This is a genomic window from Halomonas sp. A29 (assembly GCF_046723295.1).
GTDB lineage: Bacteria > Pseudomonadota > Gammaproteobacteria > Pseudomonadales > Halomonadaceae > Halomonas.
Map to the genome: position 1 here is coordinate 103,027 of NZ_JAXQPR010000001.1, position 24,852 is coordinate 127,878.

The 24,852-nt window shown below is 63.8% G+C and carries 20 protein-coding genes; 8 read left to right on the plus strand and 12 right to left on the minus strand.

Features of this window, described 5'->3' with window-relative positions:
- Positions 1-9: 9 nt before the first annotated feature.
- The gene (locus SPH52_RS00530; RefSeq protein WP_411793036.1) at positions 10-1,299 is read right to left on the minus strand and encodes an ATP-grasp domain-containing protein; all 1,290 of its coding nucleotides are present in this window, start codon (positions 1,297-1,299) and stop codon (positions 10-12) included.
- A gap of 299 nt (positions 1,300-1,598) precedes the next feature.
- Here SPH52_RS00530 and ligD point away from each other — a divergent pair, with 299 nt between their 5' ends.
- From ligD to SPH52_RS00550, 4 genes are read left to right on the plus strand one after another with little or no spacing between them, the layout of a single operon-like run.
- Positions 1,599-4,133, plus strand: coding sequence for a DNA ligase D (ligD, locus tag SPH52_RS00535; protein WP_411793037.1), 2,535 nt, complete (start codon positions 1,599-1,601; stop codon positions 4,131-4,133).
- A 22-nt stretch (positions 4,134-4,155) separates the two neighbouring features.
- Positions 4,156-4,359 (plus strand): hypothetical protein, encoded by a 204-nt coding sequence (locus SPH52_RS00540; protein WP_411793038.1) that lies wholly within the window; start codon positions 4,156-4,158, stop codon positions 4,357-4,359.
- Positions 4,359-5,135, plus strand: coding sequence for a Ku protein (locus SPH52_RS00545; RefSeq protein ID WP_411793039.1), 777 nt, complete (start codon positions 4,359-4,361; stop codon positions 5,133-5,135). The genes SPH52_RS00540 and SPH52_RS00545 overlap by 1 nt, the downstream gene beginning before the upstream one ends.
- Positions 5,128-6,261 (plus strand): Ku protein, encoded by a 1,134-nt coding sequence (locus tag SPH52_RS00550; RefSeq protein WP_411793040.1) that lies wholly within the window; start codon positions 5,128-5,130, stop codon positions 6,259-6,261. The genes SPH52_RS00545 and SPH52_RS00550 overlap by 8 nt, the downstream gene beginning before the upstream one ends.
- A gap of 52 nt (positions 6,262-6,313) precedes the next feature.
- Here SPH52_RS00550 and acs read toward each other — a convergent pair whose 3' ends face one another.
- Positions 6,314-8,263, minus strand: a complete 1,950-nt coding sequence (gene acs, locus SPH52_RS00555) for an acetate--CoA ligase (RefSeq protein ID WP_411793041.1) — start codon at positions 8,261-8,263, stop codon at positions 6,314-6,316.
- Positions 8,264-8,414: 151 nt separating this feature from the next.
- Positions 8,415-8,984 (minus strand): SprT-like domain-containing protein, encoded by a 570-nt coding sequence (locus tag SPH52_RS00560; protein ID WP_411793042.1) that lies wholly within the window; start codon positions 8,982-8,984, stop codon positions 8,415-8,417.
- 82 nt (positions 8,985-9,066) lie between these two features.
- Here SPH52_RS00560 and SPH52_RS00565 point away from each other — a divergent pair, with 82 nt between their 5' ends.
- A complete protein-coding gene (locus tag SPH52_RS00565) occupies positions 9,067-9,729 on the plus strand; it encodes a YecA family protein (protein WP_411793043.1) in 663 nt (220 codons plus the stop codon).
- 136 nt (positions 9,730-9,865) lie between these two features.
- On the opposite strand, the gene SPH52_RS00570 is transcribed toward SPH52_RS00565, so the two are convergent.
- Positions 9,866-10,987: a phospholipase D-like domain-containing protein gene (locus tag SPH52_RS00570; protein WP_411793044.1), complete on the minus strand. Its 1,122-nt coding sequence runs from the start codon at positions 10,985-10,987 to the stop codon at positions 9,866-9,868.
- A gap of 123 nt (positions 10,988-11,110) precedes the next feature.
- On the opposite strand from SPH52_RS00570, the gene plsB reads away from it, so the two are divergent.
- A complete protein-coding gene (gene plsB, locus SPH52_RS00575; protein ID WP_411793045.1) occupies positions 11,111-13,552 on the plus strand; it encodes a glycerol-3-phosphate 1-O-acyltransferase PlsB in 2,442 nt (813 codons plus the stop codon).
- On the opposite strand, the gene SPH52_RS00580 is transcribed toward plsB, so the two are convergent.
- The 6 genes from SPH52_RS00580 to ampD all read right to left on the minus strand — a co-directional run bounded on the left by SPH52_RS00580 (position 13,539) and on the right by ampD (position 21,614).
- Positions 13,539-14,276 (minus strand): class I SAM-dependent methyltransferase, encoded by a 738-nt coding sequence (locus SPH52_RS00580; protein ID WP_411793046.1) that lies wholly within the window; start codon positions 14,274-14,276, stop codon positions 13,539-13,541. The two genes, plsB and SPH52_RS00580, sit on opposite strands and share 14 nt — an antisense overlap.
- On the minus strand, positions 14,273-14,977 hold the full coding sequence (gene tsaB / locus SPH52_RS00585; RefSeq protein ID WP_411793047.1) for a tRNA (adenosine(37)-N6)-threonylcarbamoyltransferase complex dimerization subunit type 1 TsaB: 705 nt from the start codon (positions 14,975-14,977) through the stop codon (positions 14,273-14,275). The genes SPH52_RS00580 and tsaB overlap by 4 nt, the downstream gene beginning before the upstream one ends.
- A gap of 123 nt (positions 14,978-15,100) precedes the next feature.
- A complete protein-coding gene (adk, locus tag SPH52_RS00590) occupies positions 15,101-15,757 on the minus strand; it encodes an adenylate kinase (RefSeq protein ID WP_411793048.1) in 657 nt (218 codons plus the stop codon).
- Positions 15,758-15,996: 239 nt separating this feature from the next.
- A complete protein-coding gene (gene aceF, locus SPH52_RS00595) occupies positions 15,997-17,997 on the minus strand; it encodes a pyruvate dehydrogenase complex dihydrolipoyllysine-residue acetyltransferase (RefSeq protein ID WP_411793049.1) in 2,001 nt (666 codons plus the stop codon).
- Between the two features lie 61 nt (positions 17,998-18,058).
- On the minus strand, positions 18,059-20,731 hold the full coding sequence (gene aceE, locus SPH52_RS00600) for a pyruvate dehydrogenase (acetyl-transferring), homodimeric type (RefSeq protein ID WP_411793050.1): 2,673 nt from the start codon (positions 20,729-20,731) through the stop codon (positions 18,059-18,061).
- Positions 20,732-21,044: 313 nt separating this feature from the next.
- A complete protein-coding gene (ampD, locus tag SPH52_RS00605; RefSeq protein WP_411793051.1) occupies positions 21,045-21,614 on the minus strand; it encodes a 1,6-anhydro-N-acetylmuramyl-L-alanine amidase AmpD in 570 nt (189 codons plus the stop codon).
- Positions 21,615-21,691: 77 nt separating this feature from the next.
- Between ampD and nadC the strand changes: the two genes are divergently transcribed.
- The gene (gene nadC, locus SPH52_RS00610) at positions 21,692-22,546 is read left to right on the plus strand and encodes a carboxylating nicotinate-nucleotide diphosphorylase (protein ID WP_411793052.1); all 855 of its coding nucleotides are present in this window, start codon (positions 21,692-21,694) and stop codon (positions 22,544-22,546) included.
- Positions 22,547-22,697: 151 nt separating this feature from the next.
- On the opposite strand, the gene SPH52_RS00615 is transcribed toward nadC, so the two are convergent.
- Positions 22,698-23,234 (minus strand): N-acetyltransferase family protein, encoded by a 537-nt coding sequence (locus tag SPH52_RS00615; protein ID WP_411793053.1) that lies wholly within the window; start codon positions 23,232-23,234, stop codon positions 22,698-22,700.
- 89 nt (positions 23,235-23,323) lie between these two features.
- Between SPH52_RS00615 and tsaA the strand changes: the two genes are divergently transcribed.
- Positions 23,324-24,061 carry a tRNA (N6-threonylcarbamoyladenosine(37)-N6)-methyltransferase TrmO gene (gene tsaA / locus SPH52_RS00620; RefSeq protein WP_411793054.1) on the plus strand — a complete coding sequence of 246 codons (738 nt, stop codon included), beginning with the start codon at positions 23,324-23,326 and terminating at the stop codon, positions 24,059-24,061.
- Between the two features lie 66 nt (positions 24,062-24,127).
- Here the strand turns inward: tsaA and purC are convergent, their stop codons facing one another.
- A complete protein-coding gene (gene purC / locus SPH52_RS00625) occupies positions 24,128-24,841 on the minus strand; it encodes a phosphoribosylaminoimidazolesuccinocarboxamide synthase (protein WP_411793055.1) in 714 nt (237 codons plus the stop codon).
- Positions 24,842-24,852 lie beyond the last annotated feature (11 nt).

The window sequence follows — 24,852 nt, forward strand, 5'->3', positions numbered from 1 at the left end:
CTCGCGGGTTCATTCGGTGGGTTCGATCTCGAACTGAAGCGTCTCCAGGCATGCCCTGTAGCGCTCTTCGATCTGGTCGTGGTCCTCACCCGCAACATAGAGGGTGCCCAGGCGATAGCAAAAGTTGTCTTGGTGCAGCAGCTCTCCCAGCCGCGTGCCAGGCGCCACATCGATTCGCACCTTGGTGCCGGGATAGCGCTCGCACAGCGCCTCGATTTCCGCTTCGCTGGGTATCCGCCTGACGATGCCGTCCTTGTGCTCGTAGGGGATGTAGCACTTGGCCGCCACGGCGGCCACGCCTTGCCGATTGACCAGTGAGGGCCGTTCGCCCAGGGCGATATCGACGGCGACCTCATGGTTCGACATGCCGTCGACCATGATGAAGATCTCGCTGTGGGACTGTGAGATCCGTGTGTTCACCTCGATCAGCCACAGCTTGTCATTCTCCTCGTCCCACATGAACTCGGCGTTGAAGCAGCCGTTGTCATAGCTGATGTGCTCGAGGAATCGGCGCGACACATCGATCATTTCGCGATGGATGCGCTCTGGCAGGTTGCTGGGATACTCCAGTCGATCGTAGGGGATGTCCTTGTTGACCGAATTGGGCTGGGCGATGATGCCATGGACGTTGAATTCACCACGATAGACCGTGCCTTCGGGTGCACCCTGCACACCCGCAACGATCTGTTCGGCAATACATGAATTACCGTCCATTTCCTGTACTTCGGGCGGCAATTCTGCGTGTCGCAGCGCCTCGTTGAACGGGTCGCCGAGCTGGCGAATGCCCTCGCGGATCTCCTTGATCGCCGCATGGAACTGCTCCTCGTTCTCGATTCTGAAGCCCAGATGTGAGGAAAACGCCTTGACCGGTTTTATCCAGAAGGGGTAGTTCAGCGTGACCTGGGACAGCGGGTCTTCTACAAAAGGGTCGACGGCACAGAACTCAGGTACCACTTCAGGGATGACTTTCTGTTGCTCTAGCCGGCTCCAGTACTTGTGCTCGCACTTGAGCACACTTTCGACCGAGGGCGCCGGGATGCCATTCTCCTTGCACAGGATGGGCACCATCACGCTGGTGGGAAAGTCCCACTGCGCCACGATGGCGTCGATGGAGCCATCGAATCGCTTGAGCTTTTGGCGGGCCTCGTCCAGCAAGGCGTCGAAGGAAAAGCTGGGCGACTCGACAGCAGTCCTGACCGACAGCAGGTTATGCACCTCGAACCCTTCGGAGTGGCGTAGGGTCTCAAGTTCCTGGCGCTGTTGATCTTCCAGCGCTACGACAAAAATGTTCCGTTTCATCCGTCTATCTCCATGACAGTTCCTTTGGAAAGCCACGTAAGGACTTTCCTCTCTTCCCTACACGCATCAATCAAGATAAGTAGGCGGGGCCCAAGGTTCCATGAAGAAGACGATTCTTTACCCTTCCAAACCCCGAGAAACAAAACGGCACGCAAAGCCTGACGTCTCGGTGTTGCCATCGGCTTGGGATACAACAAAGCCGTTGCGCTGCGTTATGGGTTTGGTGACTACGCCAAGCGGGACTAGTCTGAAAGACGAGGCCTTTGTGGCCTGGGAGTCAGCGGCCAAGGATGGAGCCGATGGAGAAACTCGAGGAGTACCGACGCAAGCGCGACTTCACGCAAACACGAGAGCCCGCGGGCGAAGCGCGAGGCAAGGACGCGTCGGGAAATCTCTACGTGATGCACAAGCACGCGGCCAGTCACGACCACTTCGACCTGCGCCTGGAGCAGGATGGCATACTCCGGAGCTGGGCCCTGCCCAAGGGGCCGAGCCTCGAACCTGGTGAGAAGCGCCTGGCCGTAGAGGTTGAAGACCACCCGCTAGAATATGGCAAGTTCGAAGGCGTGATCCCCGAAAAGTCCTACGGCGGGGGTACCGTCATGCTCTGGGATCACGGCACCTGGCGGGTCAAGGGTCGGGCCAAGCAGGACCGTCTCGATATCGAGCTCGACGGTGAGCGGCTCAAGGGCAGCTGGACCTTGACACGCATGAGCGGCAAGCGCCAGGACAAGCACGGGCGCAACTGGTTGCTGATCAAGCGCCACGACGACAAGCCACGCATGGATGAATCGCTCACGGTCGAACTCGACGCGAGCGTCGCCAGCGGTCGCAGCATGGATGAGATCGCCGAGGACCGAGACGCCACCTGGTCCTCGAAAAGCCGCGCCCTGCCCGATCCGTCAGGCCTCGAGGGTGCCCGGCGCACGAAGCTGCCCCGCGAGGTAAAACCGCAGCTCGCCACTCTGGCCCGCGAAGTGCCTAGCAAAGGCGACTGGATCCACGAGATCAAGCTCGATGGTTATCGCCTGCTCGCCCGCATCGAAAACGGCGAGGTGCGGCTGATTACCCGCAATGGCAAGGACTGGACCCATCGTTTTCCCGAAGTCGCCCGGGCGCTGGCGCCGCTGCCGGTGACCTCGGCGCTGCTTGATGGCGAGGTGGTGGCCATGGGCAAGGATGGGGTCAGCCGCTTCGGCCAACTCCAGGAAGCGCTCTCCGACGGCCGCACGTCCGCCCTGGTCTACCAGGTCTTCGACTTGCCCTATTTCGAAGGCCATAACCTCGCAGGCGTGGCGCTGCTCGAGCGCAAGCGTACCTTAGAGGCGCTACTCGATGCCGCGGGAATGAAGGAAGGCACCATCCGTTACTCCGATCATATCGAGATCCAGGGCGAAGCCTTTCATGAGCGCGCCTGTCACATGGGCCTCGAAGGCATCATCTGCAAGCGGGCCGACAGCCGCTACCAACAGAAGCGCAGCCGCGACTGGCTCAAGGTCAAGTGCGTCAGTCACGAGGAGTTCGTAGTCGGCGGTTACACCGAGCCTAGTGGTTCGCGCAGCGGCTTCGGCTCACTACTGATGGGGGCCTATGGCAGGCAGGGATTGGTCTATGCCGGCCGCGTCGGCACCGGCTTCAGCAATCGCTTGCTGGAGCAGCTAAGCACCACCCTGAAGGAGCTCGAGATCAAGCGTTCACCCTTCCACGACAGTGTGCCGGATAGCCGCTCGGCCCACTGGGTGCGCCCCGAGCTGGTGATCGAAGTGGAGTTCACCGAGCGCACCCGCGACGGCCGCCTGCGCCACCCGGCCTTCCGCTGCCTGCGCGAGGATCGCAATCCGGAGGAGATCCGCATGACCCCGACCAAGGAGATGGCCGCCGATGACGCGCCGGAAAAAGACGGCAAGGCGGGCAAGACAACCTCTCGTAAGCGCAAGGACGAAACCTCGTTGCTCGGCGTCCGCCTCACCAGCCCCGACCGCGTGCTGTTTCCCGAGCAGGGCCTGACCAAGCTCGATCTGGCGCGTTTCTACGACCAGATACACGAGTGGGTACTGCCCCACCTGGCGCGGCGGCCGCTGTCGCTGGTGCGCTGCCCCCAAGGCCGCGACGACGAATGCTTCTTCCAGAAGCACCCGCGACGCGCCATCCCGGCAAGCGTGCCGCGCCTCGACATCCCGGAGAAGAAAGGCAGCGCCGAATACGTCTATGTCGAGTCGGCCGCCGACCTGGTGGGTCTGGTCCAGGCCGGCGCGTTGGAGATTCACCCCTGGGGCAGCCGCATCGACCACCTCGAGCAGCCAGATAACTTGGTATTCGATCTCGATCCGGACGAAGGCATCGCCTGGAAGGAGATCCTGCGCGTCGCCGGCACGCTGCGCGAGCGCCTCGAGTCACTGGGCCTTACGCCCTTCCTGCGCACCACCGGCGGCAAGGGCCTGCACCTGGTGGTGCCACTCGAACCCAGCGCCGAATGGGACCAGGCCAAGGCCTTCGCCAAGGGCCTTGCCGAAGCTCATGCCAAGGACGACCCGCAACGCCTGACCACCAACATGTCCAAGGCCAAGCGCGAGGGGCGCATCTTCATCGACTATCTGCGCAACGCCCGGGGTGCCACGGCAGTCGCCTCCTATACGGTCCGCGCCCGCAAGAATGCCCCGGTGGCAGTGCCGATCCGCTGGGACGAACTCAACGCCGCGCTGCGCGCCGACCGCTACAACGTCGAGAACCTTCGCCGGCGACTCTCGGCCCTGCGCCAGGATCCTTGGGCGAATTTCGCTGAAGCGGCGCGCCCACTGGATGCCGACCTGCTCAAGCGAGTCGGCGTGAAATAGGTAGCAGGACGGAGGAGACGACATGAGCGAAGCGCCCTGGTGGCTCGAATCCGGTCCCGAGACCTGCCAGTTCTGCCTGCGCACCTTTTACTACGAGGCCGGCTACCACTGTATCTACTGCGACCGGCCGATCTGCCCTTCGTGCGTCGCGGCACGCTTCGAGAGCCGCGAGACGGTCTGCCCGGAATGCCATGAGGATGGTAACCGTCATGAGGAGGAAAACTGATGGCGGCACGAGCGATGTGGAAGGGCGTGATCCGCTTCGGCGAGGTCCAGGTTCCGGTCAAGCTCTACTCGGCGGTCCAGGACCGCAGCGTGCACTTCCGCCTGCTGCACGAGAAGGACCGTTCACCGGTCAAGCAGGCCATGGTCAATCCCGAAACCGACGAGGTCGTGCCCTACGCCGAAACCCGGCGCGCCTATCGCACCGACGAGGGCAGCCTGGTGGTATTCGACCAGGAGGAGCTCGAGGCACTGGAACCCGACTCGGGGCGCGACATCGAAGTGATTCGTTTCATGCCCCCCCAGATTATTGACCACCGCTGGTACGACCGCCCTTACTACCTCGGCCCCGACGGCAGCGAGTCGCTCTACTTCGCCTTGGCCGAAGCGCTGGGCAACAGCGGCAAGGAGGGACTGGCCCGCTGGGTCATGCGCAAGAAGAGCTACGTCGGCGCTCTGCGCCTGCATCGCGGCGTGCCCATGCTGATATCGCTGCGCCACGAGGAGCAGGTGGTCCCGGTGGATGCCCTGGAGCCACCGAAGGGCAAGGCGCTCGACACCAAGGAGCTCGACATGGCGCGGCAGTTGATCGGCATGCTGGAAGCGAAGTTCGATCCCGAGGAGTATCACGATGAGTATCGCGAACGCGTGCTGGCGCTGATCGAGGCCAAGCAGCGCGGCAAGAGCGTCAAGGTCACGCCCATTCGTCGTCGGGAGGCTTCCGACGACCTGTCCAAGGCGCTCGAGGCCAGCCTGAAGAAGGAGCGCAAGCGTGCCTAGCCAGAGCAAGCGCCGGACCAAAGGCAAAGAGAAGGAGAAGGACAAGCGCAAGGACCCATCAGCGAAGCGCGACGAGAAGAAGCGCTTTCACGCCAGCGGTCCGCGCCCGCTGTGGTCGGGCACCATCACCTTTGGGCTGGTCAGCCTGCCGGTCAACCTCTACCCGGCCAACCGGCCCAAGCCGGTGTCGCTGCGCATGGTAGACCGGGAAGGCACGCCGCTGGCGCGACGCTACTTCTGCGAGAAGGAGGAGCGCGTGCTCGACTATGACGAGCTGATTCGCGGCTACGAAGTCGAGAAGAGCGAGTTCGTGGTGGTGGAGGATCGCGAACTCGAATCGCTCGCACCGGAGAAATCCCAGGAGATCGACCTCAAGCGCTTCGTCGGGCTCGACGAGATCGACCCGATGTACTTTGAGCGCGCCTACTTCATGACTCCCGACAAGGGCGTGACCAAGGCCTACCGTTTGCTGGCGAAGAGCATGGAGGCCTCCGAACGCGCGGGTATCGCCACCTTCGTCATGCGTGGCAAGGAGTACCTGGTGGCGATCATCGCCGAGAAGGGCATCCTGCGTGCCGAGACGCTACGCTTCGCCGAAGAGATACGAGCACCCGAGGAGATCGATCTGCCCGAGGCCATCCAGCCCGACAAGAAGCGGGTCAAGGCCATGCAGCAGGCCATCGATAAACTCACCAAGGACGACTTCAGTCGCGAGGCGCTCCAGGATCTGCAGAGCCAGCGTATCGTCGAGCGTGCCGAAGAGAAACTCTCCCGCGGCGAAGACGTGATCGAGCTGAGAAAAGAGGACGAACCCGACGTCGATCCGGAACAGGGCGGCGAGGTGATCGACCTGATGCAGGTGCTCAAGCAGAGCCTGGCCGAAGGCCGACCACCGGGCCAGGGCGAGTACGAAGGCAGCGCCTCCAGCAGCGCCAAAAAAGGCAAGCCGGGCAAGAGCAACAAGACATCGGCCTCGGGGAACAAGCGCCCGAGCAAGCGTCATCCCGTCGAGCTGGACAGCCTCGCCCGCGACGAACTCTATGAGCGCGCCCGGCAGCTTGACCTGCCCGGCCGCAGTCGCATGAGCAAGGCCGAACTGGTCAAGGCCATCGCCAACGCCGGCTGAGACGAAAACGCCGGCCACAAGGGCCGGCGAAAAGAGTCGTGAACCGGGGTGGTCAGCGAACGGCGCGGTTCTCGATCAAATCATCCACCACGCTCGGATCGGCCAGGGTACTGGTATCGCCCAGGCCATCGGTTTCATTGGCGGCAATCTTGCGCAGGATGCGGCGCATGATCTTGCCCGAGCGGGTCTTGGGCAGGCCCGGCGCCCACTGGATGACGTCCGGCGAGGCGATCGGCCCGATGTCCTTGCGCACCCACTGGGTCAGCTCTTTCTTGAGCTCATCACTGGGCTCGATACCATCGTTCAAGGTTACGTAGATGTAGATGCCCTGGCCCTTGATGTCGTGGGGGAAGCCCACCACGGCGGCCTCGGCCACGGCCTCGTGAGCCACCAGCGAGGATTCGATCTCGGCGGTGCCCATGCGGTGACCAGAGACGTTGAGTACGTCGTCGACACGGCCGGTGATCCAGTAGTAGCCGTCCTCGTCGCGACGACAGCCGTCACCGGTGAAATAGTAGCCCTTGTAGGTGGAGAAGTAGGTCTGGATGAAGCGGTCGTGGTCACCCCAGATCGAGCGTGCCTGGCCGGGCCAAGAGTCGCTGATCACCAGGTTGCCGTCGACGGCCCCCTTCAGTTCGTTGCCCTCGCTGTCGAGCAGGGCTGGCTGCACGCCGAAGAAGGGCAGCGTGGCGGAGCCCGGCTTGAGGTCCATGGCACCCGGCAGCGGCGAGATCATGATGCCGCCGGTCTCGGTCTGCCACCAGGTATCGACGATCGGGCATTTGGAGTTGCCGATCACGCGGTGGTACCACTCCCACGCCTCGGGATTGATCGGCTCGCCCACCGAGCCGAGCAGGCGCAGGCTGTCGCGCTTGCTGGAGTCCATCACACCGTCGCCGTGGGCCATCAGTGCGCGGATGGCGGTTGGCGCAGTGTAGAGAATGGCGACCTTGTGCTTGTCGACGACCTCGCCCATGCGACCATGGCTGGGATAGCTCGGCACGCCTTCGAACATCAGCGTGGTGGCGCCGTTGGCCAGCGGACCGTAGACGATGTAGCTATGGCCAGTGACCCAGCCCACGTCTGCGGTACACCAGTAAACCTCGCCATCCTGATAGTCGAAGATGTACTGATGGGTCAGGCTGGCATAAACCAGATAGCCGCCGGTAGTGTGCTTGAGCCCCTTGGGCGCGCCGGTTGAGCCGGAAGTGTAGAGAATGAACAGCGGATCCTCGGCGTTCATCTCCTCTGCCGGGCAGTCGCTGGCCTGCTTGTCGACCAGATCGTGGTACCAGACGTCACGCCCTTCCTTCCACTCGATCTCACCGCCGGTACGCTTGACCACCAGCACCTTTTCACACACCTCGGTGCCCTTGCGGGTCAGAGCGGCATCGACGTTGTCCTTGAGCGGTACCTGCTTGCCGCCACGCACCGACTCGTCGGCGGTGATCACTAGCTTCGAGTCGGCACCAATGATGCGCTGGGCCAGGGCATCGGGGGAGAAGCCGCCGAACACCACCGAATGCACTGCGCCGATACGAGCACAGGCCAGCATGGCCACGGCCGCTTCGGGGATCATCGGCATGTAGAGGGTCACGACGTCGCCCCTGCCGATACCGAGCTCCTTGAGCGCGTTGGCCAACTGGCAGGTCTTGGCGTGCAGTTCACGGTACGTGACGTGCTTGGAATCCTTGGGGTCGTCGCCTTCCCAGATGATGGCGGTCTGGTCGCCACGCTTCTCCAGGTGGCGGTCGAGGCAACTGACGCTGGCATTCAGGGTGCCGTCCTCGAACCAGCGAATATCGACGTTGTGCGGATCGAACTTGGTGTTCTTGATCTTGGTCGGCGCCTTGAACCAGTCGATACGCTTGGCTTGCTCGGCCCAGAAGCCCTCGGGGTCGTCGACGGACTGCTGGTACATGGCCTGATACTTCTCGCGATCGATCCAGGCGTTGGCGGCGAAGTCGTCGCTTACCGGATGGACTTTTTGCTGCTCGGTCATTGGCTAGCCTCTTCCAGGAGATGCACCCTCACGGTGGATGTTACCGGCTGCCTTGTTGTGGGTTGCGCCGGCATCAGATTCGCCCATCAGCATATACCCTCGACGCGGGCCTTCCTCTTAGACCTTGGTATCAGGATTTTTCCTTTAGTAATCAGCCATTTGTAGCATATTTTTCATGCTCTACGAAGGATTGATAGACCAACGTCTCAGCACACGACAGGCAGCGATAGCGGCGCCCCTTGGAGGCCAGTGCGTGGCGGCGCGAAGTGAAGAAGTGCTCCTGGCAAGCACAGAGGTAGCGATAGGGCATGGGACTTGCCCGCCGGGTATCAAAGGAGTGCGTTACGCTTGCCTTGAGGCCGAACAGTCGCTCCATCACCGTGCGCCACTCCCGCCCATGAGGTCTCGCATGGCGCCCGTCGCTTAAATGACGTACCAACCAATGAGCCATTTCATGCGGCACCACCTCACGTAGAAAGAGGTGGCGATTCTCACGAAAGAGCACCGGGTTGAAGCGCAGCCCACCGCGGCCGTAGTGCGCCTGGCCGGCGCACTTGCCGCGCAGGTCGCACCACACCTTGGGTCTGGGCAGCTCGGGATGATAGTCGCGACACAGCTGCCAGGCAGCCTCCACCCGCTCCAGCAAGGCCTGGTGCAGGGCGTTGTCATCGAGTTTCTCGAGCCTCTCGGGGCAAGGATCAGGAAGCGCAGGTCGTCTCATGGGTGCTAAAATGACGTCCCGCCACGGCGGTGTCCAGCCTTGCATGGCCACACCGCCTTCACGATGCCATGCGAGAGGCCCGATGTCCGATACGCCCCTGCCCCAGCCCCTGCTCGAGGACGAAGAACTCGACCGCCTCGACGAGTTCCTCGACTCCGAGAGCGTCGACCCCGATGCTCTGGACCTGATCTCGGCCCATGGCTTTCTGGTCGCGCTTGCCGTAGCCCCCCGTGAGGTGGAATCCGCTACCTGGGTGGCGGAACTGTTCCACGGCGAGCCGGCGTTCAGCAATGCCGACGAGCGCAGCGAGATCCTTGGGCTATTGGAAAAGCTGCGCACCAGCGCTATCGACACGCTGGAGCAGGGTGGATTGCCCGAACTGCCCTTCGACCTGACCCTTGAGGACTTGCCACCGGAGGAGACGCCCATTGGCGACTGGTGCGCCGGATTCATGGAGGGAGTGTTCCTCGACGAGGCGGCCTGGTTCGAGCAGGACGAAGAAACTGTGGCCACCCTGCTGCTGCCGTTCATGGCGCTGTCGGGACTGTTCGAGGACGAACCGGACATGGCCGAAATGGCGGCGGATACTGCACGCATGGAGTCGTTGGTCGGCCAACTGCCGGACCTGGTGCTGGATCTCTACCTGCACTACCGCGTGCCGCCCGAGACACCCAAGCCCATGCCGCGCAAGAAGAAACCCGCCGGCCGCGGCCCCATCAAGGGAAAACCCAGCGGCAAGCGGTAGTCTCGCCTGTCTTCCGGTATAAGCACGGGAGCGCAACAAAGCGATAGCTACCCGGAAGCGCTGGCGTTAGCGCAGCCACTCGCGGCGATCAGCGCGGATGTCGCTCGAGGACAGGTGTCATGAGCGCAATAGCCCGTCACCGTAGCCGCGTCAACCAGGCATCGAAGCTACCGAACACCCACTCCTTGAAGCGCTGCCAACGCGGACGCTGCAGCCACTCCCGATGGGTGATCTCGCGGCTGGCGGAGAAGTTGCGCTCGAACAGTGCCGCCACCTCGCCAGCGAAACGGGCATCGTCCACCTCCTGGTTGGCCTCCAGGTTCCAGTGCAGGCTCCAGTGGTCGAAGTTGCACGATCCCAGGCTCGACCATTGGTCGACCAGCGAGAACTTGGCATGGATGAAGGTGGGCTGGAACTCGAAGATGCGCACGCCGGCGCGCAGCAGGCGCCGATAGAAGCGCTGGCCGGCATAGCGCACCCAAGGGTGATCGTGGTCGCGGCCAGGCAGCAGCAGGCGCACGTCGACGCCGCGACGGGCGGCACGGGCCAGCCGCATGCGCAAACTGAGGGTGGGCACGAAGTAGGGTGTGCACAGCCAGATACGGCGCTGGGCCGATGATACCCGGCCATACAGCGAGTGACGAATGGCCTGGTAGCGGTAGCCCTGCCCCCATACCACCCGGCCACGCATACCGTGATAGTCCTCATGTGGACCGAGCTCGAGCCGCAAGTGCCGCACCAGTGTCGCTTCGCCTGCTCCTCGTGTCATCGGCGAATCCCACAGCCGCGAGAACAGCCGCACCCAGTCGGCGATGACCGGTCCTTCGATACGTATCGCGACCTCGTACCAGGCTTCGAGGAACTCATCGAGCACGCCGAAGCCGCCGGTGAAGGCGACCCGGCCGTCGATCACCACCAGCTTGCGGTGGTCGCGGGTCAGATTGCGCGTCAACGAACGCAGCCCCAGGGGGTTGAACAACCGTAGCGCCACGCCGGCTTGCTCCAGGCGGTCACGATCCTCCCCGGCGAGCCCCATGGCGCCATAGGCATCCAGCATCACGGCCACCGTCACGCCCCGTCCCGTCGCGCGGCATAGCGCATCGATCAGCTCCGTGGCCAGGCGCCCCGACTCCATCAGGTAGAGTTCGATCAGTATCGAGCGACGCGCCTGCTCTATGGCCGTGAACATCACCGGCAGAAAGCACGACGACTCCGCCAGCAGCTCGAACCGATTGCCATCCCGCCACACGCCATGCATGGCATGCCTCCCGTCTCCTTGCCAGCCGTGATTGACGCACGTTTGCACGGCGAGGGAAAGCACCTGACCCAAGCAGGGTGCCATGGCTATACTGGCCCCTCGGTTCGACATCGAGGCAATCGGATGGCCCTAGCCCACTCTCTACTCTCTATACTACGCGCCCCATTGAAGGGCTTGCTCAAGGCCTGGGTCGAGACTCGACTCATCGAGCCCGAGCCCACGGAGCTGGCCATCACTCCCTCACGACCCACGCTCTACGTGCTACCACATCCCGCCCTGTCCGATGCTCTGCTGCTCGAGGTGTTGTGCCAGCGTCACGGACTGCCGCCGCCCCAAGGGCGTCTCGACCTGGATGGCCTGACACTGCCGGCCAGCGTGGCACTACCCGCCAGACAGCGCCGCCTCTGGCGTCGCACCCGTGCGCTCGAGGCTCCCTTTCGCCAGGCGTTGGAGTACCTGGACGCTCATCCTGATGCCGATATTCAGTTGATCCCGGTAAGCGTGTTCTGGGGGCGCGCCCCTGGCAAGCGCTTCGGTTTCTGGCGACTGCTCTCCGCCGACAGCTGGCAGCTGACCGGGCGGCTGCGCCGGGCGCTCTCGGTGCTGGTCAACGGCAAGAGCGTGGAGGTCCATTTCGGCGCACCGCTGCAGCTGCGCGACCTGCTGGACGAGCGCGGTCCCGCCGTGGCCAACCGCAAGACCGCCCGACTGCTGCGCATCCATTTCCGGCGTATGCGCGCACGCGTGCTCGGCCCCGATCTTTCCCACCGCCGCACCCTGATTGAAGGCGTGGTAGCGAGCCCTCCAGTGCGTCGAGTCATCAACGAACTGGCACCAGCCGAGAAACGCTCCCCCGAGCGGCTGCAGCGACGAGCCCTGCGCTATGGCCGCGAGATCGCCTCGAACATGACCTACCCGGTGCTGCGCTTCATGGACGGCCTGCTGCGGCGCCTGTGGAACCGACTATACGATGGCGTCGAGGTGCGTGGCCTCGACCGGGTCAAGGCGCTGGCGGGCGATCATACGCTGGTCTACGTACCCTGCCACCGCAGCCACATCGACTACCTGCTGCTCTCCTACGTGCTCTACCGCGACGGCCTGATGCCGCCACACATCGCCGCCGGGCGCAACCTGAACATGCCGGTCATCGGCCCGCTGCTACGCCGCGGCGGGGCCTTCTTCATGCGCCGCAGCTTCCGCGACAAGCCGCTCTATGCAGCAGTGTTCAACGAGTACCTGCATCGTCTGCTCGAGCGCGGTCATCCGCTGGAGTATTTCATCGAGGGCGGCCGTTCACGCAGCGGGCGCATGCTCGCACCGCGCCCCGGCATGCTGTCGATGACGCTGCGCTCGTTCCGCCGCAGCGCCGACAATACCAGCCCGCCCCGGCTCGCCTTCGTTCCCGTGTACATCGGCTACGAGCGCGTCATCGAGAATTCCAGCTATCAGCGCGAGCTGCGCGGCGGCAAGAAGCGCAAGGAATCTCCGCTGGCACTGCTCGGAGTTATCAGCAAGCTACGCCAGCCGTTCGGCAAAGTGTCGGTCAACGTCGGCGAGCCATTGCAACTCGGCCCCTGGCTCGACGCCAGCGCGCCTGACTGGCGCGCGGACACCTCCTCGGCCAAGCCGGCCTGGCTCAACCAGGCCGTGCCAGGGCTGGGCGACGAGCTGGCCCGGCGCATCAACGCCGCTGCGGCACTCAATCCAGTCAATCTGGTGGCACTGGTACTGCTGGCCACGCCCCATCACGCCATCGAGGCCAGCCTGATGTCGCGGCAGCTCGCCCTGCTCGCCGCCCTGCAGCGCCATTGCCCGGGCGGCCAGCACGTCAGTCTGCCCCAGGGCGCACCAGACGACTGGATCGCAGGGGTCGTCGCGCTGGGAATGATCGAACGCCGACCCCATGCGCTGGGCGACATCCTGGTAGCGACAACGGAGCAGGCCAACCTGCTGGTGTGGTACCGCAACAACGTATTGCACTTGTTCGCCCTGGCCGGCCTGACCGCCTTCGCCTTCCGCCATTCTCCACGCCAGGATCTCGATAACCTGCAGGCTCAGCTCGAGCCACCCTGGCCGATACTGGCCCGCGAGCTGTTCCTGGAGCCAGTAGTGCTGTCCCAGGCGTTGCCAGCCATGCTGGAGGCGCTGTGTCAGGAAGGCTTGCTGGAACGAAGTGGCGATGGCTGGCAACGGCCCGCCTCGCTGGAGGCCGGCGAGCAGCTGCGCCTGCTGGCGAGACTGATGCAGCCCTCGCTGGAGCGCGGCTATCTATTGCTGGCGATCCTGTTGGCCCAACCCCCCGGCACCTTGGGGCGTGACGCCCTGGCCGAGCGCAGCCAGCAGTTGACCGAGCGCCTGGCGCTGCTCTCCGGACGCGACGCGCCGGAGTTCTTCGACCGCAAGCTGTTCGCCAGCCTGATCGAAAGCCTGGAGGCCGAAGGCTGGATCTGGGAGCAAGATGAGCGACTGTGGTTCGACGAGCGGCTGCGCAGCGCCGCACAACGCAGCGGTGAGCTGTACGATCCGGCACTGCGGCATAGGCTACAACTCATCAGCCACGAGTAGGGGTGGGTTTGAGTGAGCGATGGACGTAGAGGTCGTAGCGGCTGGTCTTGCCTTCGATGACGTGCTGCGGCGCCGGGCCCGCAATGGGTGGCGCCTTGCGCGGGCGCTTGACCACCACGCGGTGAGTGGCCACGTCCAACGCCGCTTCCAGCAGCCGCGGGGCATCGTCATCATCCCCGGCAAGCTCGCGGAACAAGCGCATCTCCTTCTTCACCAGCGCGGACTTCTCACGGTGGGGAAACATGGGGTCGAGGTGGATCACCTGAGGCGCCACCCTGCTGGTGGCGACCAGCGCGGCGAGTTCGCGGGTGGCGTCGCCATGGGCCAGGTACATACGGGTCACGATTTCTGCCGCCTCGGGGTCTCGGGCGGCACGCGCCAGGCCGTCTTCCAGCAGCGCGTGGATCTCCGCTACGCGCTCGATCAGAAGTACCTCGGCACCGAGGCTGGCCAGCACGAAGGCATCGCGGCCGAGGCCGGCGGTGGCGTCTACCACGCTGGGCGTGACCCCGGCGGCAAAGCCGCATGCCCGAGCGATGAGCTGACCCCGCCCGCCGCCGAAGCGGCGGCGATGGGCGGCGCGCCCCTCGGCGAAGTCGACCCGCAGGGGCTTGCCGTAGCGCGCCGGATCGCCGGCCAGCACCAGGGCACCCCCGTCGCGCCGGAGCTCCAACTCGCCGCTTGCGCTCACAGCATCGTCGCTCGGCCGGGCGCTACGGTTCATTTGCCCTTCTGCCATGCCACCTGATCACGCAGGTAGATAGGCTGGCTCTCATGGGCGGCAGGGCGAAGACCCTGTGCATAGTCTCTGGCGGCCAGCAATACCATCTCCTCGGCGGCAGGCTCGGATTCAGCATCGCGCTGCGCAATAGCCGCCTGTACCTCAGCCGGCATTGCCTCCCATAGCGCCCAACCGGAGCCGATGCCATACCATCCGCTTTCTTCTGTAATCTCAGGCAGTCGCAGGCGCTGCGGAGGTATCACCGCCTCTTCGAGCAGCGCTTCGGTCACGCCATCGCGACAGCGCCAGGCAGCAACGTAGATTTCACCCATGCGCGCGTCCATCGCCGCAACGATGTACTCGACCGCATGGCGCCGATGCGCCGCCAGGGCCAGCGCCTCAAGGGTCGAGACGCCCAGCAGCGGTCGATCCAGGCCATAGGCCAGCCCCTGAGCCGTACCGGCAGCGATACGCAGCCCGGTGAAGGAGCCGGGGCCGCGGCCATAGGCCACGCCGTCCAGCTCGGAAGGGGACACGTCCGCCTCGGCCAGCACTTCGTCGACCATCGGCAACAGGCGGCGGGTATGTTCACGGGGGGTCAGGGCGAAGCGGGAAACCAGGCGCTCCTCATCGCCGCCACGCCGTATCAACAAGGCGGCAGAGCAAGCACTGGAAGAGGCATCGAGGGCCAGCAGGATCGGCATAGGGGTTGTCGAGTCAGAACATGGGCGGATCATTATACGCCGCTGCGGCACACGGGACGATGATTCAGAACGCGAATGGCCCACCGAAGTGGGCCATTCCAAGCATCAGGTGCTCGAAAGGAGTCAGGCGTCCAACGCCTCAGTCACCTTGCGCGTGATCTCGTCGACGCTGCCTATGCCTTCCACGCGATGGTAGGCAGGCGCCGCCTGCGGCTCCTGTTCGGCCCACTGCTGGTAGTAGTCGACCAGCGGTGCGGTCTGCTCGTGGTACACCGCCAGGCGGTTGCGTACGGTGGACTCGCGGTCGTCATCGCGCTGGATCAGCGGCTCGCCGGTGACGTCGTCCTTGCCCTCCTCCTTGGGTGGGTTGTACTCGACGTGATAGACCCGGCCGGAGCCCGGGTGCACGCGTCGCCCCGCCAGGCGCTTGACGATCTCCTCGTCCGCCACGGCGATTTCGAGCACGTGATCGATCTTGACCCCGGCCTCCTTCATGGCATCGGCCTGGGGGATGGTGCGCGGAAAGCCGTCGAACAGGAAGCCATTCTCACAGTCGGGCTGCGCGATGCGCTCCTTGACCAGCGAAATGATCAGCTCGTCGGACACCAGGCCACCGCTGGTCATGATCTCCTTGACCTTGAGGCCCAGCTCGCTGCCCTCCTTGACCGCCGCGCGCAGCATGTCACCAGTGGAAATCTGCGGAATCTTGTAGCGTTCGCAGATGAACTGGGCCTGGGTACCCTTGCCGGCACCCGGCGCGCCCAACAGGATCAAACGCATCTAGCTGCTCCTTGAGAGAGTGGAAATTCTTGTGGGTAAAAGGAATGTCATGAACGATAACCGCGGCGACGCCACCAGACAACCGCATGCTGCTGCCCGAGCCCCATGCGCTTGGCCTAAGCCTCTGCATTTACAGTCAAATAAGGTCAGGTTGCACTTTGGTATCCCTACCCTAAAGTGGCGACTGCAAACACCGACGGCGCCCCGCAGGGCGCCGTCGATACTGCCTCGAGCCGTGATTACAACAGCATGCGTCGAATGTCGCTCAGCGCCGCCGCCAGGAAGGCAGTGAAGCGCGCGGCATCGGCGCCGTTCACGGCCCGGTGGTCGTAGGAGAGCGACAGCGGCATCATCAGCCGCGGCTCGAAGTCGGAACCGTTCCACACCGGTTTCATCTGCGCCTTGGAGACACCGAGGATGGCAACCTCCGGAGCATTGACGATCGGCGTGAAGGCAGTGCCGCCAATGGAACCCAGACTCGAGATGGTGAAGCAACCGCCAGTCATCTCCTCGCGCTTGAGCTTCTTCGACTGCGCCTTGCCGGCAAGCTCGACGCTCTCCTTGGCCAGCTCGATCAGCGATTTCTTGTCGGCATCGCGGATCACCGGCACCATCAGGCCGTCCGGCGTGTCCACGGCGACACCGATATGGACGTACTTCTTCCATACCAGGGTCTCGCCGTCGCTCTTCAAGCTGACGTTGAACTGCGGGAACTTGCGCAGGGCGAAGGCGCACGCCTTGATCATGAACGGCAGCGGCGTGAGCTTGGCACCCTGGGCCTCGGCCTCGGCCTTCATCGACTTGCGGAAGGCCTCCAGCTCGGTGATGTCCGCCTCGTCGAACTGAGTGACGTGGGGCACGTTGAGCCAGCTGCGATGCAGGTTGGTGGCGCCCATCTTGAGCAGGCGCCCCATCGGCTTCTCTTCGATCTCACCGAACTGGCTGAAGTCCTGGTCAGGCACCGGCGGAATACCGGCGCCCCCGGACGCTGCCGGCGCGGCGGCAGGCGCCTTGGCCTGGCCCGCCATCACCTGCTTGACGTAGGCGTGGACGTCCTCCTTGAGCACTCGCTCCTTGGGCCCGCTCGGCTTGACCAACCCCAGGTCGACGCCCAGCTCGCGTGCCAGCATGCGCACCGCAGGGCCAGCATGAACCAGCTTGCCATCGCGCGGCTTGTGGGCCGCCATCTGCGCCTCGGGGCTCGGCGTACCGGCCGGAGTCGGCTTGGCCTGGGTGGACGAGGCCGGCTTTTCGCTCGGCTCGCTCGGCGCCTTGCTGGCCTTGGACGTGGCCGCCTGTGGCTTGGCACCAGCCACCTCAATATAGCCAATCAGATCACCTTCGGAGACAGTATCGCCCTCCTTGACAGTGAGTTCGATCAGCTTGCCCTTGTAGGGGCTCGGCACGTCCATGGAGGCCTTGTCGGACTCCAGGGTGATCAACGGGTCTTCCTCATTGATTTCGTCGCCAGCGCTGACGGCGATTTCGATGATCGGGACGTCGCTAGAGCCGGAGAGATCCGGCACGCGAAGCTCCTTGCGCTCGGGCTCGCCGCTCGTCGCCTCTTCCTCGGCCTGTTCGGCGGGCTCAGCGGTGGTTTCCTCCGCCTCGGGTTCGGCCTCGTCGGCCTCACCGTCGCCGGCGATCTCCATGGTGCCGATCACATCACCCTCGGAGACGGTATCGCCCTCCTTGACGGTGAACTTGACCAGCTTGCCGCTATAGGGGCTCGGCACGTCCATGGAGGCCTTGTCGGACTCCAGGGTGATCAAGGGGTCTTCTTCGTTGACCTCATCTCCCTCGGAGACGGCCACCTCGATCACCTCGACGTTCTCGGAACCGCCCAGGTCGGGCACCTTGATCTCGACGGTGCGCTTGCCGCCGCCGGAGGCCTTCTTCGCCGCCGGCTTCTCTTCAGCGGCCGCGGACTGCTGCTTGGCGGGTGCTTCCTCACGCTTGGCCTCGGCCTTCTCGCCGCTGCCAGCGTCATCGCTGCCGCTACCCTCCACCTCGAGTTCGACGATGTCGTCGCCCTCGGAAACGGTATCGCCCTCTTTCACCAGCACGCGGACCACCTTGCCACCCTTGGGTGACGGCACGTCCATGCTGGCCTTGTCCGATTCCAACGTGATCAGGGTGTCCTCTGGCTTGATGACATCCCCTTCGGATACGGCGATTTCGATGATCTCGACGTCTTCACTGCCGCCGATGTCTGGAACTTTTATGATTTCGCTACTCAAGGTCGCGCTCCTTCCAAATCGTGCCTGGAACAGGCGGGCCGAGGCCCGCCTGGCCACCGGATCAGCTGGTCAGCGGGTTGGGCTTGTTGGGGTCGATGCCGTACTTCTTGATCGCCTCGGCGACGACCTTGCGATCCAGCTCGCCGCGATCAGCCAGCGCCTTGAGCGAGGCCACGGTCACGAAGTAGCGATCGACCTCGAAGAAGTGGCGCAGTTTCTCGCGGGTGTCGGAGCGGCCGTAGCCGTCGGTTCCCAGTACATGGTAGTCGGTCGGCACCCAGGCACGGACCTGGTCGGCGAACAACCGCATGTAGTCGGTGGAGGCGATGACCGGCCCCTTGCGACCTTCCAGGCAGCGAGTGACGTGCGGCTTGACCGGCTCGTCGGCGGCATTGATGAAGGCTTCACGCTCGAGCAGCAGGGCCTCGCGGCGCAGCTCATTGAAACTGGTGACGCTCCACACGTCGGATGCCACGCCCCACTCGTCGGCCAGCATCTGTGCCGCCGCTTCCACTTCACGCAGGATGGTGCCGGAACCGAGCAACTGCACATGACCCTTGTCGCCCTTGTGCTCGCGCAGCAGATACATGCCCTTGATGATGTCGTCGACGGGAACGTTCTCGAGTTCGGGGTGCTCGTAGTTCTCGTTCATCACCGTCAGGTAGTAGAAGCAGTTCTCCTTGTCGGCGAACATGCGCTTCAGGCCATCCTGGACGATCACCGCCACTTCATGGGCATAGGTCGGGTCGTAGCTACGGCAGTTGGGAATGGTCGCCGCCTGCAGGTGGCTGTGGCCATCCTGGTGCTGCAGGCCTTCACCGTTGAGCGTGGTGCGCCCGGCGGTACCGCCGACCAGGAAGCCCCGTGCCTGCAGGTCGCCGGCGGCCCAGGCCAGGTCGCCGATGCGCTGGAAGCCGAACATCGAGTAGTAGATGTAGAACGGCAGCAGCGGCAGGTTGTGGTTGCTGTAGGAGGTGGCCGCGGCAATCCACGCCGACATGGCGCCGGCCTCGGTGATGCCCTCCTCGAGGATCTGACCCTTCTTGTCCTCGCGGTAGAACATGATCTGGCCCTTGTCGACGGGCTCGTACTTCTGACCTTCGGAGGTATAGATGCCGAGCTGACGGAACATGCCCTCCATGCCGAAGGTGCGCGCCTCGTCGGGCACGATCGGCACCACCTGCTGGCCGATCTTCTTGTCCTTCACCAATCCGTTGAGGATGCGCACGAAGGACATGGTCGTAGAGATCTCGCGCCCCTTGGAGCCGACCAGCTGGGTAGCGAAGGTCTTGTCCTCAAGACTGGGGATCGTCAACGCCTGGAAATCGTTGCGCCGCTGCGGCAGATAGCCGCCCAGGCGCTCGCGCTGCAGGTGCATGTACTTGAGCTCGGGGGAGTCGTCCTCCGGCTTGTAGTACGGCACCTCCTTGAGCTGCTCGTCGGTCAGCGGAATGCCGAAGCGATCGCGGAATTTGCGCAGCGCCTCGTACTCCATGGTCTTGACCTGGTGAGCTTCCATGGAAGCCTCGCCCTCACCGCTGCCCATGCCGTAGCCCTTGACGGTATGCGCCAGGATCACGGTGGGGCGGCCGTTGGCGTTGTTGACCGCCTCATGGTAGGCCGCATAGACCTTGAACGGGTCGTGGCCGCCACGATTGAGCCGCCAGATGTCCTCGTCGGACAGGTCCTTGACCATCTCGGCGGTCTCGGGGTACTTGCCGAAGAAGTGCTCGCGGGTGTAGCCGCCGTCGATGGCCTTGTAGTTCTGGTACTCGCCGTCGACCGCCTCGTCCATGCGCTTCTGCAGGATACCCTTCTTGTCCTTCTCGAACAGCGGGTCCCACAGCCGGCCCCAGACCACCTTGAGCACATTCCAGCCGGCGCCGCGGAAGACACCCTCGAGTTCGTCGATGATGCGACCGTTACCGCGTACCGGCCCATCGAGGCGCTGCAGGTTGCAGTTGATGACGAAAATCAGGTTGTCGAGCTTCTCGCGGCTGGCCAGGTGGATGGCACCCAGCGATTCCGGCTCGTCACACTCGCCGTCGCCCATGAAGCACCAGATCTTGCGATCGTGCATGTTCCTCAGCTCGCGCGAATCGAGGTACTTCATCACGTGAGCCTGATAGATCGCCTGGATCGGGCCCAGGCCCATGGAAACGGTCGGGAACTGCCAGAAATCCGGCATCAGCCAGGGATGCGGATAGGAGGACAGCCCGTCACCATCGACTTCCTGCCGGTACTTGTCCATCTGCGCTTCGGTAAGGCGTCCTTCCAGGTAGGCACGGGCGTAGACGCCCGGCGCCACGTGGCCCTGGATGTAGACCAGGTCACCCTCGAAATCCCCGTTGGGGGCACGGAAGAAATGGTTGAAGCCCACGTCGTAGAGCGTGGCGGCGGACATGAAGCTGGCAATATGCCCGCCCAGCCCCGGATTGGCGCGGTTGTTGCGAATGACCTGCGCGATCGCGTTGTAGCGGATCAGCGAACGGATGCGACGCTCCATGAACAGGTCGCCAGGCATCGGCGCCTCGCGATGCACCGGGATGGTGTTGCGATGCGGCGTCGTCACCGAGAAGGGTGCCTGCATGCCGTCACGGCGCAGCCGATCGGCCAGGCGTGACAGCAGGTACCGGGCGCGTTCCTCGCCCTCACGATCCAGGACCGACTCCAGGGAATCCAGCCATTCCGTGGTTTCGACCGGATCGAAATCTTCTCTTGCCTCCAGACTCATAGACGTCTCTCCGAGTGACAATGTGATGTCAGGTTGCCCCATGCGGATAGACGATGGGGCGGGTAGTACCGCTGACGATCAGGGGAATGTCAGGCCGCGACGCGGCTGTTGTAGTCATATTACAGAAGCGCATACAACGAATGGCGTAGAACATACCGTAAAGTGGTCTCTCTGCCAATCTCCAAGAAATGGAATATTTTTCCACACTTACGACATTGCATTGCAACACAAGATGTTACGACAACTATCGCGACAGGCGTGGGGCTGAGTTCGAAATGTAATAAAACTACCGTATGATTCTTCCTGACGCATTCTACCTCTGGAATCCCAACTTCTTGAGGCACTGGCGGAAATAGGCCCAGTCGAAGGCGGGACCAGGGTCGCTCTTGCGCAGCGGCGCCACCCGCGCGTGGCTGGTGATGCGTGCGCAATTCACCTCAGGGTAGTTTTCCATGAGCGCCTTCACGGCCTTGGCCAGAGCTCGATACTGGGTATCACGATAGGCATGGACCTCGTCTCCCTCCAGCTCGATACCCACAGTGAAATCGTTCAGCGCGCGACGCGCCTGCCCGCGGTCGATCCAGCACGAGCGGCCCGCATGCCAGGCACGCCGGCCGAAGGGCACGAACTGCACGCACTCGCCATCGCGGCGAATCAATAGATGGGCGGAGACGCGTAGCTGGGCGATACCGGCAAAGAAGGGGTGGGCTGCGGCATTCAGTGAGTTGGTGAACAGCTGCTCGATATGCTCGCCGCCGAACTCGCCGGGAGGCAGGCTGATCGAATGCAGCACTATCGCCGAGACCTCGCCCTCGGGACGTGCGTCCTGGTTGGGCGACGGCACGCGCCGTACGCCTTCCAGCCAACCTTGCTCGATACTCATCTCGTTCCCCTGACGTCCTGGGCCTGGATTCCCTATAATGACGATCCCGACGCTCCATGAACATGAAAAGGCCTGCCATGCATTATCAGGACGCCCTTGCCGAAGCGATCCGCGAAGCCGCCGCTCATCTGCTGGCCGAAGACGTCGGTCCCGCCGACATCACCGCGCAGTTGATCCCCGAGTCGCAGTGGGCCACGGCCCGGGTCATCACCCGCGAGCCGGCGGTCCTGTGCGGTATGGCCTGGGTCGAGGAGATCTACCGTCGCCTCGACCCCAGCATCAGTTTGCGCTGGAGCGCCGCCGATGGCGATCGCCTGGAGGCCGGGCAGTGCTTCCTTGAGATTGAAGGCCCTGCGCGCCGCCTGCTAACCGGGGAGCGCGCTGCCCTCAACCTGCTGCAGACGCTCTCCGCCACCGCCACCCGCACGCGACACTATGTCGACTTGCTCGAAGGCACCGGCGTGCGCCTGCTCGACACCCGCAAGACCTTGCCAGGCCTGCGCCTGGCGCAGAAGTATGCGGTCACCTGCGGCGGTGGGCACAATCATCGCATCGGGCTCTACGACGCCTTCCTGATCAAGGAGAACCACATTGCTGCCTGCGGCAGCATTGCCGCCGCAGTCAAGGAAGCACGCAGCATCGCCCGCGACCTGCCGGTGGAAGTCGAAGTGGAGAATTTCGATGAGCTCGACCAGGCCCTGGCGGCCGGCGCCGATATCGTCATGCTGGACAACTTCACGCTGGAAGACATGCGCGAGGCGGTGAAGCGCAACGCCGGCAAGACCACGTTGGAGGCTTCCGGCAACGTCGACGAGACGACCCTGCGGCAGATCGCCGAGACCGGCGTCGACTGCATCTCCAGCGGCGCCTTGACCAAGGACGTCAAGGCGATCGACCTGTCGATGCGTATCAGCGCCCTGCGCGACGCTTGAGCTTCTTGAGGAAATGCTGAACAAATCGACGAGCGAGATGAAGCGCAAGGCGCACGGAGCACAGGAACCGGAGCCTATGGGGTATAGGTGAGGATTCCGCGCACCGCGCAACGCAGCGATTCGCTCGCACAGGCATTTGTGCAGCGTTTCCCTAGGTTTCGACAGCGGAGAGGCGCCTCTCCAGCCGCTGCCGTTCGAGCCGCACGCCGTCGCGCGTAACCCACTCCGTGCCGAGATCCCGCCAGCCGCGGCGCAGCAGGCTTTCGGCCAGCATGCGGCTGGCATCGATGGTGGCACGCGCATAACCGTATTCGAGCAGCACCCGCTCGGCGTGCACCAGCAGCGTCGAGCCGATGCCGCGCCGCGCCAGTGATGGCCAGACATAGAGGGTGTGGATATGCCCCTTGGGGATGTCCAGCTCCAGGAACCCCACGCAGCGCCCGTCGCAGGTGGCCATCAGCGTCGTGTAGAGCGCCTGGCGTGCCGCCCATGCGCTGGCCTCTCTTGGCATCGTCGCGGCCCAAGCCTCGCGCTGCTCGACGCTGTAATGAGCGGCCGCACCCTGCATAACGGCGTGGTGGAAGACCTCGGCCTGATCGGCAGCGTCCCGTGCCTTGGCCTGTCGGTAGAGGATCCGCGGCGAACCGCTTCTCGCGGACGGCGCATCGTTCGTCGTCATCGTTGCCATCTTCCCTGCCCATGTCTCACGTTGCCTGCCTCGGCATGCAGGGTACACAAGCTCGCCGCTGCGGCCAATGGCAGGCATAATGCAACGCCATGACCAGCCCAACATCTCCTACCACCGGCTACATGATGCAGGCCATCGGCCACATCGAGAGCGACTTTCCCGACAAGTTCGGCGTACCGCGTCAACCTGGTCTGGCGCCGGCCGCTCACGCCGTGCTGATTCTCGTCCCACCCTATGACGACCCCTTGATGGTGCGCGGCCTCGAAACCTTCAGCCACCTGTGGCTGACCTTCGTCTTCCACCTCAGCCCCGAACGCTGGTCCCCCCTCGTCCGCCCACCGCGGCTCGGCGGCAACGCCAAGGTCGGCGTATTCGCCAGCCGCAGCACCCACCGGCCCAACCGGCTAGGACAGTCTCTGGTGGAACTACTCGGAATCGACACACAGGATGGTGTGCGCCTGCTGCTGAGCGGCTGCGACCTGGTCAGCGGCACGCCTGTGCTCGACATCAAGCCCTACCTACCTTGGGTGGAAGCGCTACCCGATGCCCGCGCCGGCTTCGCCCCCGAGGCTCCGCCCATGCTGCCGGTAACCTTCGCTCCCGAAGCCGAGGCGGCGCTGAATGCACGAGGCGATGGCGATTCGCTGCGAACCCTGATCATCCAGGTACTGGCCCAGGATCCCCGCCCCGCCTATCATCGGCGCACACTTGGTGGCGATAGCGCCCGGGTCTATGGCGTGCGGTTGCGCGATGTCGATGTGCGCTTTCACGCGATCGAGGAAGGACAGGAAACGTTGATCGTCGTGGTGGAGATCGTGCCGGCCTGAAACGGTGACGCCCTCACAGGGAGGGCGTCAGGGCAGATCGACGACTGGCGGATTCAAAACCTCTACTCAGGTGAACTCCACACCAATCCGCCGCCCCACTTCCTCGTAGGCCTCTATCACGCCACCCAGCCCTTGGCGGAAGCGGTCCTTGTCCATCTTGTTGCGCGTCTTGGCATCCCACAGGCGGCAGCCATCCGGAGAGAACTCGTCGCCCAGCACGATCTGGCCCTTGAAGAGACCGAATTCCAGCTTGTAATCGACCAACAGCAGGTCACCGTCGGCAAACAGCTTCTTGAGTACCTCGTTGACCCTGAAGGTCAACGCCTTCATCTCGGCGAGCTGCTCGGGGGTCGCCCAGCCGAAGGTCTCGGCCAGCGACTCGTTGATCATCGGGTCATGCAGGGCATCGTTCTTGAGGAACAGCTCGAAGGTAGGCGGCGTGAGCTCACTACCCTCCTCCACGCCCAAGCGCTTGACCAGGCCACCGGCGGCGATGTTGCGCACCACGCACTCCACCGGGATCATCTCGAGCTTCTTGACCAGGCTCTCGGTATCGGAAAGGCGCTTCTCGAAGTGGGTGGGAATGCCCGCCGTCGCCAGCTTCTCCATGATGAAGGCATTGAAGCGGTTGTTGACCATGCCCTTGCGTGCCAGCGACTCCATACGTTCGCCGTCGAAGGCGCTGGTATCGTCACGGAAATGGAGGACGAGCAGGTCGGGATCGTCGGTGGCATATACCGATTTGGCCTTGCCGGCATAGAGTTCTTGGCGCTTTTCCATGGGAGTCTCCA